The organism is Flavobacterium sp. (genome assembly GCF_035299005.1).
In the GTDB taxonomy this organism is placed as follows: domain Bacteria; phylum Bacteroidota; class Bacteroidia; order Flavobacteriales; family Flavobacteriaceae; genus Flavobacterium.
The window spans coordinates 1-14,904 of record NZ_DATGXL010000006.1; the positions used below are offsets into that span (position 1 = coordinate 1).

Annotated in this window: 15 protein-coding genes; 3 read left to right on the forward strand and 12 right to left on the reverse strand. The window is 30.9% G+C overall.

Going from position 1 to position 14,904, the window contains the following annotated elements:
- Positions 1-10: 10 nt before the first annotated feature.
- A complete protein-coding gene (locus VK164_RS03165; protein WP_324208190.1) occupies positions 11-163 on the forward strand; it encodes a T9SS type B sorting domain-containing protein in 153 nt (50 codons plus the stop codon).
- A gap of 112 nt (positions 164-275) precedes the next feature.
- Here VK164_RS03165 and VK164_RS03170 read toward each other — a convergent pair whose 3' ends face one another.
- Positions 276-1,469, reverse strand: a complete 1,194-nt coding sequence (locus tag VK164_RS03170; RefSeq protein ID WP_324207958.1) for a pyridoxal phosphate-dependent aminotransferase — start codon at positions 1,467-1,469, stop codon at positions 276-278.
- A 128-nt stretch (positions 1,470-1,597) separates the two neighbouring features.
- Between VK164_RS03170 and VK164_RS03175 the strand changes: the two genes are divergently transcribed.
- Positions 1,598-2,908 (forward strand): PDZ domain-containing protein, encoded by a 1,311-nt coding sequence (locus tag VK164_RS03175; protein ID WP_324207959.1) that lies wholly within the window; start codon positions 1,598-1,600, stop codon positions 2,906-2,908.
- Between the two features lie 31 nt (positions 2,909-2,939).
- On the opposite strand, the gene VK164_RS03180 is transcribed toward VK164_RS03175, so the two are convergent.
- Entirely contained in the window at positions 2,940-3,365 is a 426-nt protein-coding gene (locus VK164_RS03180; protein WP_324207960.1) for a DUF1573 domain-containing protein, read from the reverse strand.
- A gap of 197 nt (positions 3,366-3,562) precedes the next feature.
- Here VK164_RS03180 and VK164_RS03185 point away from each other — a divergent pair, with 197 nt between their 5' ends.
- On the forward strand, positions 3,563-6,193 hold the full coding sequence (locus tag VK164_RS03185; protein WP_324208191.1) for a valine--tRNA ligase: 2,631 nt from the start codon (positions 3,563-3,565) through the stop codon (positions 6,191-6,193).
- 223 nt (positions 6,194-6,416) lie between these two features.
- Here the strand turns inward: VK164_RS03185 and VK164_RS03190 are convergent, their stop codons facing one another.
- The 10 genes from VK164_RS03190 to VK164_RS03235 form a co-directional block, all read right to left on the reverse strand.
- Complete coding sequence (locus tag VK164_RS03190) at positions 6,417-7,145, reverse strand: hypothetical protein (RefSeq protein ID WP_324207961.1); 729 nt, start codon at positions 7,143-7,145, stop codon at positions 6,417-6,419.
- A gap of 219 nt (positions 7,146-7,364) precedes the next feature.
- The gene (locus tag VK164_RS03195; protein WP_324207962.1) at positions 7,365-8,099 is read right to left on the reverse strand and encodes a hypothetical protein; all 735 of its coding nucleotides are present in this window, start codon (positions 8,097-8,099) and stop codon (positions 7,365-7,367) included.
- A 160-nt stretch (positions 8,100-8,259) separates the two neighbouring features.
- Complete coding sequence (locus VK164_RS03200) at positions 8,260-8,802, reverse strand: hypothetical protein (protein ID WP_324207963.1); 543 nt, start codon at positions 8,800-8,802, stop codon at positions 8,260-8,262.
- Positions 8,803-9,040: 238 nt separating this feature from the next.
- The gene (locus tag VK164_RS03205; RefSeq protein ID WP_324207964.1) at positions 9,041-9,535 is read right to left on the reverse strand and encodes a hypothetical protein; all 495 of its coding nucleotides are present in this window, start codon (positions 9,533-9,535) and stop codon (positions 9,041-9,043) included.
- Positions 9,536-9,671: 136 nt separating this feature from the next.
- Positions 9,672-9,878: a helix-turn-helix transcriptional regulator gene (locus tag VK164_RS03210; protein ID WP_324207965.1), complete on the reverse strand. Its 207-nt coding sequence runs from the start codon at positions 9,876-9,878 to the stop codon at positions 9,672-9,674.
- Positions 9,879-9,881: 3 nt separating this feature from the next.
- Positions 9,882-10,418, reverse strand: coding sequence for a DUF2975 domain-containing protein (locus VK164_RS03215; RefSeq protein WP_324207966.1), 537 nt, complete (start codon positions 10,416-10,418; stop codon positions 9,882-9,884).
- Positions 10,419-10,587: 169 nt separating this feature from the next.
- The gene (locus tag VK164_RS03220) at positions 10,588-12,201 is read right to left on the reverse strand and encodes a hypothetical protein (protein ID WP_324207967.1); all 1,614 of its coding nucleotides are present in this window, start codon (positions 12,199-12,201) and stop codon (positions 10,588-10,590) included.
- A 194-nt stretch (positions 12,202-12,395) separates the two neighbouring features.
- The gene (locus VK164_RS03225) at positions 12,396-12,713 is read right to left on the reverse strand and encodes a hypothetical protein (protein WP_324207968.1); all 318 of its coding nucleotides are present in this window, start codon (positions 12,711-12,713) and stop codon (positions 12,396-12,398) included.
- 2 nt (positions 12,714-12,715) lie between these two features.
- Positions 12,716-13,090: a DUF6864 domain-containing function gene (locus VK164_RS03230; protein WP_324207969.1), complete on the reverse strand. Its 375-nt coding sequence runs from the start codon at positions 13,088-13,090 to the stop codon at positions 12,716-12,718.
- Between the two features lie 151 nt (positions 13,091-13,241).
- Complete coding sequence (locus tag VK164_RS03235) at positions 13,242-14,738, reverse strand: hypothetical protein (protein ID WP_324207970.1); 1,497 nt, start codon at positions 14,736-14,738, stop codon at positions 13,242-13,244.
- Positions 14,739-14,904 lie beyond the last annotated feature (166 nt).

A 14,904-nucleotide genomic window follows, 5' to 3' on the forward strand; every position in this document is an offset into this window, starting at 1 on the left:
TGGAAAATTAATCAAACAACTAAGTGCTACGGATGGCAGTGACGGTTGGGACGGAACGTTTAATAACCAACAATTACCATCAACTGATTACTGGTTTACAATAGACTATACAGAAAATGGTGCTGCAAAACAGTTTAAAGCACATTTTTCATTAGTAAGATAATAATATTTAGGAATTACAAGCGGCACTGATTAAAGTGTCGCTTTTTTTTATCAAAATAAATAAGCAAAAAAAGAGCTCATAAAATGAGCTCTTTTTAATATGAAGTAATAAATTATTTTTGGTTGTAAACAGAAATCGCTTCTTTCAAAATTTGAACCGATTTAATTAAATCATCTTTCTTTAAAACATAAGCAATACGAACTTCGTCTAACCCTACATTAGGGGTAGAATAAAACCCTGCTGCTGGAGCAACCATAACCGTTTCACAATTGAAATCATATGATTCTAATAACCATTGTGCAAATTTATCAGCATTGTCAATAGGCAATTTAGCAATACAGTAAAAAGCACCTTTAGGAGTTGCTACAGTTATACCTTCTATTTTTTGTAATTCTGTAATTAATGTATCTCTACGATCTTTGTACTCAGAAATAACCGCATCAAAATAGCTTTGAGGTGTATCTAAAGCTGCTTCACTAGCAATTTGTGCATAAGTTGGAGGACTTAAACGAGCTTGTGCAAATTTCATAGCAGTAGACATTACCGCTGTATTTTTAGAAACAATACATCCAATACGCGCTCCACACATACTATAACGCTTTGATACCGAATCAATCATAATAGCATGTTCTTCTAATCCTGGAACATTCATTACTGAGAAATGCTCTTCTCCATCATAAATAAATTCTCTATATACTTCGTCGGCAATTAAAAATAAATCGTGTTTTTTAACAATTTCAGCTAATTTTAAAATTTCTTCTTTTGAATACAAATAACCTGTTGGGTTACCTGGATTACAAATTAAAATAGCTTTTGTTTTAGAGGTAATTAATTTCTCAAAAGCTTCAATTGGAGGTAAAGCAAATCCTGTTTCAATACCAGAAATTACAGGAACTACTTTTACACCAGATGCTGTAGAAAAGCCATTATAATTTGCGTAAAATGGCTCAGGAATGATAATTTCATCTCCAGCATCCATAGTACTCCCCATTGCAAAAAGCAAAGCTTCAGATCCACCAGTAGTGATAATAATATCTTGAGTGTCTATTGGGAGTCCGTGGTTTTTATAATATTGAGAAAGTTTTGTTCTATAACTTTCAAAACCAGCAGAATGGCTATATTCTAAAACACTAATATCAGCATTTTTAACTGCTTGTAGCGCTACTTCTGGCGTTTTAATATCTGGTTGTCCAATATTTAAATGATATACTTTATGTCCTTTTTTCTTAGCAATTTCTGCATAGGGAACCAATTTTCTAATTGGCGATTCAGGCATTTGTTGTCCTTTAATTGAAACTTTTGGCATGATATATTTTTTAAAGATTCGCAAAATTGCGATTTTTTTTTGTGATATAAGCAATTTTACTATTTAAAATGTGTTAAATATATAACCATTAAGAAATAATTTCTTACATTTATGATATAAAATTGGTTATGAGAAGAATAGTGCAATTTTCCCTAATGCTTTTTGCCATAACATCAGTTTTTGCACAAACGAAATGGAATTCCAATAAAACTAAAATCAAAATTCCTTTTGAGTTGACTCATAATTTAATTATTATGAACATCACACTCAATAATGCGCCTTTGAATATGATATTAGATACGGGTTCTGATAGAAACCTATTATTTTGTTTTCCAGAAAAAGACTCATTAGAAATTTTCAATCCTAGAAAAGTAACATTTAGAGGTATTGGTTTGGGAGAACCAATTGAAGCTATTGTTTCTCAAAAAAACAACATGAAAGTTAAAGAATATGAAGACTCAAATTTTGAAATATTAATCATTGACAGTCAAGGCGTAAATATTGTAAATAAATTAGGAGTTCCTATTAATGGGATTGTTGGCGCAAGTTTTTTTAAAGATTTTTTAGTGGAAATAAAATATGATACGCAAGAAATTATTCTCCATAAAAGCAAAGAAAATGTTCTTTCCAAAAAAGCAAAAAAATACACAAGCAGCAATATTCAACTTATTGAAGATAAGCCATATATTGATTTGAAATTAGGGATTGATGACAAGTTACAAAATTTTAAATTGCTAATAGATACTGGGCTAGGAGATGGTTTATGGTTGTTTGAAAATGATACAATTAAAACTCCAAAACTTTTTTTTGATGATGTTTTAGGTCGTGGCTTAGGTGGAGATATTTTTGGTAAACGATCAAGAGTAAAAAAAATTGAGATGGTAAACTATAAAATCCAGGATGCTTTAGTTTCTTTTCCAGATAGTATTTCCTTTCCACAACATAATTTAATAAAAAGTAGAAATGGTTCTTTAGGTGGAGCAATTACAAAACGATTTAACTGGCTAATTGATTACGAAAATCAAAAAGTATATTACAAGAAGAATGATTTTTTCAATAAACCATTCAATTATAATATGTCGGGGATTGAATTGCAACATTCAGGTTTACAATGGATTAAAGAAGAGATTAAATTGAATACATCTAATAATCAATTGAATTTAAACGAATTAATGTTAAATGATGAATCTAAAAAATACAGATATGAACTCAAACCTGTTTATGAAATTTATGCCATCAGAAAAGATTCTCCGGCAGAAAAAATAGGATTAAAAATAGGCGATAGAATTGTTAAAATTAATGGCAAATCATCACATATACTTACCATTCAGTCAATATCTGATTTATTTCAATCAGAAGATGGAAAAATTATAACTATAGTTGTTGAAAGATTAGGACAACAATTAACATTTAAGTTCAAGTTAGAAAAACTACTATAAAAAAAGTCCCAATTTAATTGGGACTTTTTAATTATGAGTTGGGAAAGGTTTTCTTCTTTACTAAAGGACTAACTTCTTCTTTAACGATTACAGTTCCTTTAATTCGTAATGGCACCATACCATTTGGTTTGTTAACCGCATTACTCTCAATAGTAATGGTTTTGCTTATCGGACCTGGGTTCATATTATATTGTACTTTAATTTGTCCTTTGCCTCCTGGAGCAATTGCTTCTTTTGGCCATTCAGGTACAGTACAACCACAGCTTGATTTTGCATTTTTAATATATAAAGGCTCATCACCAGTATTAGTGAATTCAAAAATTCGAATTCCATCATCTTTTCCCTTTTCCACTTCTCCATAATTGATGGTCTCTTCTTTAAACTCAATCTTTGGGCCAGTTTGAGCTAATGAAGTCATTCCAACGAATACAGTTAAAAAAACAAGTAATTTTTTCATCATCTTATAAATTAATAGGTTGTTGTAAAAATAATTAAATAAAAGCAACCAACAAACTACTCTTAACATTTTTTTTATTTTCGTGATATAGTTACTTTTGCACATAGTAATACAAAAAACATACCAAACTAAGTTTTGTAAAGTTAAAACGAACGATTCAACCGTTTAACGATTCAACAATTAAACAAGAAAAAAATATAATGATTCCTGCACAATTCAACGCTAAAGAAGTAGAACAAAAATGGTACGTCTACTGGATGAAAAACGATTATTTTACATCCAAGCCCGACCATAGAACGCCATACACCATTGTAATTCCACCACCAAACGTAACAGGAGTCTTACATATGGGACACATGTTGAATAACACGATTCAAGATGTATTAATTCGTCGTGCGCGTTTAAAAGGGTTCAACGCTTGTTGGGTGCCAGGAACGGATCATGCCTCTATTGCAACCGAAGCTAAAGTAGTAGCCAAGTTAAAAGAAGAAGGCATCAATAAAAACGATTTAACGCGTGAAGAATTCCTAAAACACGCTTGGGATTGGACCGAAAAATACGGTGGAACCATCTTAGAGCAATTAAAACAATTAGGTTGTTCTTGCGATTGGAGTCGTACTAAGTTTACTATGGATGACGATATGTCGGCTTCAGTAATTCACTCCTTTGTAGATTTATACAACAAAGGTTTGATTTATCGCGGTTACCGAATGGTAAACTGGGATCCAGAAGCGAAAACTACGTTATCAGACGAAGAAGTAATCTTTGAAGAACGTCAAGGAAAATTATATTTCATCAAATATAAAATTGAAGGTTCGGAAGATTTCTTAACTGTTGCTACGACTCGTCCAGAAACGATTTTTGGAGATACAGCTATTTGTATCAATCCGAATGACGAACGTTTTTCGCATTTAAAAGGGAAGAAGGCAATTGTTCCAATTTGTGGTAGAGTAGTACCAATTATAGAAGACGAATATGTAGATGTAGAATTCGGTACAGGTTGTTTAAAAGTAACGCCTGCTCATGATACCAACGATAAAGTGTTAGGTGATAAACACAATTTGGAAATCATCGATATTTTCAATGAAGATGCGTCTTTGAATTCATACGGATTGCATTATCAAGGAAAAGATAGATTTGTAGTTCGTGAAGAAATTGCTAAAGAATTAGAAACTATCGGAGCCTTAGCAAAAACCGAAACACATTTAAATAAAGTAGGAACTTCTGAAAGAACCAAAGCGGTAATCGAACCGAGATTATCCGACCAATGGTTCTTAAAAATGGAAGATTTAGTAAAACCTGCTATCAAAGCCGTTTTAGAATCAGACGAAATCAAATTATATCCAAGCCGTTTTAACAATACCTATGCGCATTGGTTAAACAACATTCGTGATTGGAATATTTCACGTCAATTGTGGTGGGGACAACAAATTCCGGCTTATTATTATGGCGATGGAAAAGAAGATTTCGTAGTAGCTGAAAACATAGAAAAAGCGCTTGAGCTTGCGAAAGCAAAAACTGGCAACTCAACACTGACCACTGCTGACTTACGTCAGGACGCTGACGCACTTGATACTTGGTTCTCTTCATGGTTATGGCCAATGGCGGTTTTTGGTGGAATTTTGAATCCAGAAAGCGAAGATTTTAAATATTATTATCCTACTAATGATTTAGTTACGGGACCCGATATTTTATTCTTCTGGGTAGCGCGAATGATTATTGCAGGTTATGAATATGCAGGCGAAAAACCATTTTCAAACGTATATTTAACGGGATTAGTTCGTGATAAACAAGGTCGTAAAATGTCGAAATCTTTAGGGAATTCGCCTGAACCGCTTGGACTAATTGAAAAATTTGGTGCAGATGGAGTTCGTGTGGGATTGTTATTGAGTGCTTCGGCAGGAAATGATATTTTATTCGACGAAGAATTATGCAACCAAGGAAAAGGTTTCTCTAATAAAATTTGGAATGCATTCAAACTAATCAAAGGTTGGGAAGTAGCGGATATTGCTCAACCAGAATCGTCTAAAGTAGCGATTGAATGGTACGAAGCGAAGTTGCAACAAACCTTAGCCGAAATCGAAGATAATTTTGATAAATACCGTTTATCCGATGCTTTAATGGCAATTTACAAATTGGTTTGGGACGATTTTTGTTCGTGGTTCTTAGAAATGATCAAACCAGGTTATCAACAACCTAACGATCGCGCTACGTTTGAAAAAGCAATTGAAATGTTAGAAAACAACTTGAAATTGTTGCATCCGTTCATGCCGTTTTTAACAGAGGAAATTTGGCAACACATTACCGAAAGAACGCCAGAACAAGCGTTAATCGTTTCAGAATGGCCAAAAGCGAAAGCGTTTGACGCAAAATTAATTGCTGATTTTGATTTTGCAACGGAAGTTATTTCTGGAATTAGAACGATTCGTAAAGACAAAAACATTCCGTTTAAAGATGAGATGGAATTAAAAGTAGTGAACAACGAAAAAGCGTCAACCTATTTTGATTCAGTAATTCAGAAGTTAGGAAATGTTACGACTTTAGAATACGTTTCAGATAAAGTAGATGGTGCGTTATCGTATCGTGTGAAATCGAATGAATATTTTATTCCAATTACAGGAAACATTGATGTAGAAGCAGAAATTGCAAAATTAACCGAAGAGTTAAACTACATCAAAGGGTTCTTACGCTCAGTACAAGGGAAATTGTCTAACGAGAAATTCGTAGCCGGCGCACCAGAGCAAGTAATTGCAAACGAACGTAAAAAAGAAGCCGACGCTCTAGCCAAAATAGCGACTTTAGAACAAAGTTTAGCGAGTTTGAAATAAATTGCAAACCTGACAGGTTTTAAAATAGTAAATCCCGAGTGTGAGCTCGGGATTTTTTTGTTTATACTTTAAAAATGGCGAGTAGCCATAAACAGCTTTTTTTAAGTTGATTTTTAACGTTCTACGGCTTGATTTCAGTGGCGTTTACCAACACCAAGCCATAACAAATATAACAAAACATTCCATTCAGCAGCGGATTTTCCGTAGGAAAATCTGAAAGTAGCTATTGAAGTAAACCGCTGTTAGCAAACTTATTTATTAGTTCTTCTGCATTATCAATATCAAGTTTGCAAACTAAACAAGTAGATTTTATAAAAAGATTATCGTTAATAATTTCAAACTCAAATCCCTTTAGTTCTGAAATTTTATTTAAAATAAATTTTAAGTTTGTAAGATTATGTGATTTTTTTAAAGTTTTACAATAATAGTTATTATAAAAAACACTTTCTTTTTCAGTAGAATTTATTAAAATTCTTTCAGCTTTATTTACTTCGTATAGATAATAATGCCCATAAATGTTTTGAATTTTAATCCAATACATAATTTGCGATTCTCTATAGTTTAATTTTGCAATTCTGACAGATGGTACAAAAAATATTTTAGTTCGGTTTTCGTTAGCTAAACAATTTGAATAATCCCATTCATCATATTTTGATAACGTAAGAGTGTTTTCAAGAATTTCAATTTCTGAGTCATCAAATTTCGTTTTTATATAATTTTTATTTCTACGATAGAAATCGATAGCTAATTCTGCATTTTTTTCTTCATTTACAAGTATTTTTTCATAATCAGTTTCTGAAAAATATTCAACTTGATTTTCATCCCATACTCCTGATTCAGCTTGTTCTAAAGTCAATTTTGCTCCAGTTTCTGGATCAATAATATATTGTTCTTCAAGACTGTTTTTTATCCTTTCATTGTATTCTTTTTCTTCTTTTGTTTGAAGAGTCATTGATTTATAAATTATATAAATAATAAAAATCAGTAATAATATTAGAAGAAAATTTTCAAGTGTCATTTCTAAACTGTTTTACAACGTTAGGCCGCTTGTGGCAGTTGCGTAAATTTATAACAAAAGTTTACAAGTACAAAACTACTTTAGAATTTTCGAAGAAAATTCCGAACGCAAGCCAAGCCTAGCAATTGCTACAAACGGCTGTTAGCAGAAGTTTTAATTGCTAAACTCCTTAAGCTTATTGATGATAAGATTCATTTCTTGCTCGTTGTGAATTTTTTTCAGGAAATGTTTTTCTATCCATTTTTTACTAGACTGAAAATCTTTTTGCTGAGCAAATAAAAAACCCAGGACATATTCAAAACTGATTATACGTTGTATTAAATCTGCTTTGTAATTTTTTTGATCAATTATTAAATTAGAAATGTTTTGTTGTATTGTCTGATTATTTTTAAACCATTGTTGTACTATTGGAAGATTCCTATCTAACACATCACTTAAAGTTTCTCTAAATCGGGTTTCATTTACAGTACTAATTTTATCAACATTTGTAGGGCTATTTTCATTGTCGCTTTTTTCCCATCCTGGAAATTTTTTGTAATAGATTATTTTAGTACTTCTGTTTGTTCTATGGTAAATCATTTTATTACCTCCACTTATAGTTGGAACTTTTTCGAAGCAATTTCCATAAGAAAATGAACCTCCAAATACCTTAAAGACATTGTACTCAATAACGTGCTTAATTCCTTCTTCATTAAAATCGCTAAACCACAAATATTTCCCATCCCAATTTGTTAGACCAATTTCTGCAAATCTAGGAGTTACCACTTCATTGAATATTTCAATTCGTTTATTCAACAATACTTCATCCAGATTCTTAATATCATCAAAAATCTGATTTAAGGCTTTTCTTCTTTGAAAAAAATGTTTTATCTCTAGAATGATATTCATGATGTTTCTAAAAATTTCTGCTAACGTTCCGGCGCTTGGCGAGGTTGCGAACTTCGGAACTGATTATTTTCTATCAAAGATAAAATTTCTTGCGAGAAATAAACGTGTATTTACTACAAAATTCGCAATCTTGCCAAACGCCTGTTAGCCGTTCGGTTTTTTATTCAGTTTCTGTTTTTTCTTCCCAATTATTTTTAATTACTACAACTCCAAATACAGCACTTAATAATCCGCCAATCATTCCGCCCCAAATTGAACCTCCAACCCAAGCGTATTTCAGCATTTCGATTTTCTCTTTCGGAACATTGTAATAGTGAGATTTATAAAATTCTGGACTCAAAGAAGCGAGAAGAATTGCAATTATTCCTCCAATTATCCAACAACTAAAAACTATTAATATTATTTTCAATAGTTGTTTTATCGCAAAATTATAAGTTGCATTTCCTTTTGTAATAATTCCAAATCCTGTTGTAAATATTAAAGAGAAAATTACACCGTAAATTAATCCTTCAAATATTCCTTGCGCAACACTTGCAATCCAAATATCTTCAAAATCCCAACCCATAACAATTCGAAAATAATTAGGACTAATTGCACCATTAATCATATTTGTAATCGCTCCAATAAATCCACCAATAAATATACAAGTTAAACCAACTTTAAAAATGGTTAAAAAATTCGATTGTTTATTTTCTTTTATCATTCTATTTTTACTTTACATCTTGTTTTTTCAGCGTTCCGCCAAACTGACGGCTAACTTGTTTATATGCGCTACAAAGTAGCGCCAATCTACCCAATTTTGGGTGTATATGCGCTATAAACTAGCGTTTCTCAAAAATAATAAAAAATTCTTACAATTTATCAAACATTAAATTAGTTTAAACACAATCTTATAAACAAAAAATCCCAAGCATTACTCAGGATTTTTCTGTTTATGATTTTTATTTTTTAAGTTTTTTGTAGGCTCTAATTAAAGTTTTAAGTTCTCGATTAGAAGTTACATCCATAATTTTATCAGATAAAAAATGACCATAATTGAATGCTATAGTGTATTTTGATGTGGTTAACGCATCAGAAATTACGTCTAGGTCATTTCGTAATGCTTGTTTTTCATCTTCTATTTTTTGTAAGAGTTCAAATTTAGCTTTAAAATCTCTTCTAAAAGTGGTGGTATTAAATGGAATCGAATTAAGAATTTGCATTTGCTTCTTCGATTTTAAATCCAAAGTATCTATGATTTTAGGCACTATATTTTCAATTTCTTTTCTTGATAATAAATTCATATTTTCAGGAAGAAAAGATTCTTGCTTTACAGTTTCTTTTTTAGGGACTGATTTTATTGCTTTTTCTGGAGCGTTGGTATGAATATAACCGCTCCCAAAACACTTTTTACATTTTACATCTAAACCTTCACACGTACAAATTTGAACTGCCATAAATAGTTATTTTTAATATGCTGAAACTGTAGAATCTGTTTTTATGAAAAACTTCTGAATACAGTTTCAAATAGGTTGTAAAGATATATAAAAGCGAATGAAATTAAGTATAAATCAAAAAATCAATGATGACACTTTATTCTGCCACATACTCCAAAATATCACCAGGCTGACAATCTAAAACTTTACAAATGGCCTCTAACGTACTAAAACGAACAGCTTTTGCCTTTCCAGTTTTTAAAATAGATAAATTAGCCAACGTAATATCTACCTTTTCTGAAAGTTCATTGAGCGACATTTTGCGTTTCGCCATCATCACATCTAAGTTTACTACTATAGCCATAATTTAAACCGTTAAATCGTTTTCGTTTTGAATATCGATTCCTTTTTTAAAGATAATCGCAATAATATAAATAACGGCTCCCATTAAAATAAAAGCTTCGCTATCTACCCAAAACTGATTTAAGTTATCAAGAACAAAGCCGTGGTGCATTAAATTTTTAACGAACTGTCTCGCAATATGACTTAAAAATCCTATTGAAAGCGTGCAATAACTAATTAGAGAAATTTGCTTAGCCACAAACGTGTTGAACGGTTTTGATAAATCCATTTTGTGCATTAAATGAATTACCGCATAAAATAAAATCGCTTTTAAAATGGAAATAATTAGAATAAAACTATACACACCATAAAAAGCAAACTTACTTTCGGTATACATAGCCATTAAGTCTAATTTTTGATACAAATTTTGAAGAAAATCAGGATTATAAAGACTGAAAAAGAAATTAACGACTAAACCTCCTGCTTCAATAGATAGGCCTACAAAAATAAGCCAAGCTATAACGTATAAGCCCCAAAATACGAAGTTGTTTGTTTTTGACATAATTGAAAAATTTATAATTACTTTGCAAATGTCAATAAAAATTTATTGAAAAACAATAAAAATTTAATTATTTTAAATAAATAATTACAAAACCCTTGTAGTTGTTGACGTCATATAATAAAAAATCCCGAGTACTACTCGGGATTTTATACTATAAAGCGGCTTATGATTAGTTACAAGCGTCTAATGCTTCAGCAAATTGTAAAATACTTTCTAAATTGTTTTTAAATTCTTTCTTTTCTACGCGAGCAAGTAGGGAAGGACAACCTACGGCCAATTCCTCAAAACGTTTTTTAGGTGAAAGCATCCAAGACGCAGAGGCATTAGATTTTCCTTCCGAATCGTTGGTGCCTTTTATAATAATTTCGCCATTAAAATATTGGTACACACTGATTTTTTTACCCGTGTACATTTCTTTCACAAATTTCTTTGTAGCGCTAGACATAGAAATACCACCATTATCAACAGCTACTTTAAATGAAACCGATGCAAATTCTTCACCATTACTCAATGTAAGACGATTAATTTCATTTGCTTTAAATGTTCTTTCAGAAAACTTTCCTTGGAAATCTTTAACGGTTACTGTGATGGCATCACTTAAAGCTAACGTTCTGCTTTTTGGGATATAACCTGCAATGGTATCTTTTTTAATTGTAGCCAAATATGCCAAAATATAGTTTGGATCAGTATCTATACTATAAGGTGCGCTGGTAGCAGTATAACTAGGTGAACTAGCTACTGGTGCAGCTTCTTCAAAAAAGAAGTTTTTTGTTTCAACAGCAAAGTGTCTCGTATTGATTTTGTTCACTTTAAAAAGAGTGTTCATGTCGTTGCATTCTTCAATATTGCTCACACCGTCGCTTTTGTCATAGTCGTTTTCAACAAGCTTGTTTGACCATTCAATGGACTTGTTTGGTAAATCTAAATAATTATAAATTTGTGCCAAGTTAAAATAGGCACTATATCTAATTTTTCGATGCGCTTTTGAATCTTCCGCATATTTTTTTGGTAACGATTCAAAATATTGAATTGGACTTTGCAATTCAACTTCAAAGTTTGACACCGGATTGTTAAAAGTCATTTTGTCAAAAACAGCTCTTACTTCTTCAAATGCTTTGTATTCTGCGGCTTGTTCAGGGTGCTTTTTATTGGCTAGAATCCAAAGGTAATCGGTTCCTGTTTTTACCGAATACCCATAATCGTTATTCAGTTGGTTGTTTAACGAATTCACCACTTCAGTTACAAAGTTGTTATAAATGGTGCGGTTGATGTTGTAAAAATACGATTCAGCGCTTGAGTAGCTATCATATTCTTTACTTTTCATAGTGTTGCTTCTCGTGAAGTCGATGGTTTTTTGAATTTTTCCATCTGAGCTGCTCACTTTTGCACTACCATTTTGAGCATACGTAAGCTCAGCTGTGTAGTAATAAGTGTTACGCACCACGCCATTCTTGTCTTTAGAGGAGCTGGTTCTAGTAGCAATGTTTTTCTTGGTAATGGTTGGTGTTAGCAACGTAATGTCAATGTTGATATATCCGTTTTTTTCCTTTTTTTCAAACCCATTGATGTTGACTTGGTTCTGAAAAAAGAATTTAGATTTATCATACATCAAGTTGCGGTCGATGTTAGTAGTGAACGAATACGTTCTGTTTTTTACTTCAGCTATAGGGTTGCTCGGTAATTGTACATACGAATAATTGAAATCATGGCGGTCTAAATCGGTAGATTGTGCTAATGCCACACATGAAAGCAATAATGAAAAGATAGAGAATAGTTTTTTCATTGTGATTTTTAAAATTAATAATTGGATAAAGATACTATTTGTATTTTGATTATGGAATTTAAAAAGTGCGGTTTTTAAAAGGTATAAAAAAACTCCCGTGTGGTGGGAGTTTTTGTGGGGTTTATTTTTGTATTAGAATTAAGCATTAAAACTCAATTTTTTTGAAAAAACAGGAATCAAAATATATTTTTATATTATTCTTTTTTTCCAAAAATATATCCGAGTGCCAATGTAATTAGTGGAGTTATTATGCCCCAAAAATCTAAAATACCGATTGCTTTAGGATTAATGTTTGTAGCAAATAATACACATGAAGTATAAATTATTCCAATGAGTACAAGAATAAATATAAATAAGCCCGCTATATTTAATTTGATTGAATTACCAGAACCAAAAAATTGACCTAGAAAACCTAATTCACGAGTCATTTTAATTTCTTCAAATGTATTATCAATAATTTTATGTGAAGTTTCTGGATTTTTTGGAAGCTCCGCTAAGTTTAAACCTTTCATAATTATGATATTTTTTTTCCTTTAAACCAAGAATAATGAATTAGTGGACTGTCTTCAATACCGTTTATATCAATTCGGATATTGAAATAAAGTTCATGCCCATTAAATGTTCCTACAAGAACTGGATTAATATATCCATAATTAGCAATTAATCCATTATGGGTTACTGTAAGAATTAATGTGTATGTGTCTTGTTGCGAAAAATTAAAAGAAGCTTCTTTTGCAGATTTATCGTAATTGAATTTTACTTTAATTCCTAAACTTGTTCCATCTTCTTCTTTAATTGTTATTGTCACAGGTTTATCTTGACCATAATTTATAAAAGTTCCACTATCAATTAGCTCGACTTCATTTTCATAGTTGATTTTACTTTTCATTTTTTTTCATTTTTACCGATGTTTCGACGTTACATGGAGTAGCGATAAACTAGGACCAAGCTTAAAATAATAACTCTTACTATTTCTGATATATCCATTACCTTGTAATTTATTAATATCTTTTATCAGTGATATTTATTTTTAAACTTCATTAATTTTGTTGAATATTTTCATCTTCAAGACCAATAACTCTATCCAACCCTTTTTCAATTTTTTCAGCAGTTTGATTTAATTTTTCTGTACTTTTTCTTTCTAAAAAATTTGATATTCTTCCCATTCCAGGTATTTTGTTAAGTTTTTCAATTGAATTTTCTAATCTGTTTGAATTTTCGAGTAATTCCATGACTGGATGGTCTGAAGTATCATAATTTGAGATTAGTTTACCAGGATTTTCAGAATACATATGTAAGAAATTTTGGAGAAGTGAGATTCTTAAATCACTCGAAATTTCTTCTTCATTTATATTTTCTATTTGACGTGATAGTCCTTCAAAAGTTTTACTTAGTACTTCTTTATGTGAATATTCTTCAATGAGCCTTTTTGATAAATTCATTTTCTTGCTCGAAGAAATCGATAGCCAAAGAACGGGAATATATAAAGGTAATATAGCAAGAACTAACCTAGGAGCCCTATTGATAACAGTATCAATGTCAACCGCATCAATAATGAATTTGTAACTAAAAAAGAATGGGATAAGTGATACTAAAATCATTCCTGCGATACCTAGACCGAATTGAGTTTTGTGTTTTTGATATGATTTTACTTCTTCTTCTTTTTTGTCAGAGAAAGCATGACTTAGACCTGCTGTTAATGCATTAGGTAATAAGTTTTCAATTTTTTTATTCAATTCGGTGTATTTATCATTCCACTCATTAAATAATTTTGAGTTTGAATCTTCACTTTTTTCGAAAAATGTTTTATAATTTGAGTTAGATGAATTTTCTAACTTTTCAATTTCTAATTTTAAATTATCTAATTTTTCATCAAGTCCGTCATACGATTCTTCTAATTCATCTTTCAAACCATTGATATGATTAACTTCATTTGTTTCATTGTTAGTTTCGTCATAGCCGAAAATATCATTATGAATTCTGTCGATTTCGTTTTTCCTTGATGTAATGGTTTTTAGAAGTAAATTTGATTTGTCGTGAATAATTTCAATTTTTGAAAGAAAATCTTCTAAACGCTCAATATCATTTTCTAAATCAGGATGATTTTCAAATACTTCATCTACTTCAGCAATTTTAGAGTGTGTTACTTCAATTTTAGAAAAGAGTTCTCCTTTTTTTGTTTCAATCGACTGATTTGATTCTAATAACTCATTGTATTCTTTTTGGACATTTTCAATAGCATCTGAAAGTTCTTTAGCAAGTGCCGTTATACTGTTCTTTTGACTCGTAGCATTGTTAAATAGAGAATTAATTTCATTTAACGTTTCTAATGATTTATTTCTATATTCAGCGGTTTTTCTTGAAGCTTGTTTAGCTTCTTTCTCATATTCAGGACTGTGCTTTTGAGCTTCAGCAATTGTTTGCCTTAAATTATTTAATTGAGTTACTAAAGAACTATATAATTCAACACTTTTATCTGCCTTTTTTTCAATGTTTTTTATTTTTTGTAAAGTTTCTTTACTATCGAAAATACCCATAAATTAAAATTGTTAAATTATATTAATAATTCGCCCTGTTTTATATTTGTACTAATTTAGCTTATGCCATCAATTAATTGGCATTTTCCAAATATAAATAACCTCTCCAAAACCGCATTACAGATTTTCTGTACATTTTGTTAAAGTTTTGAGCCAAATGTAAGTG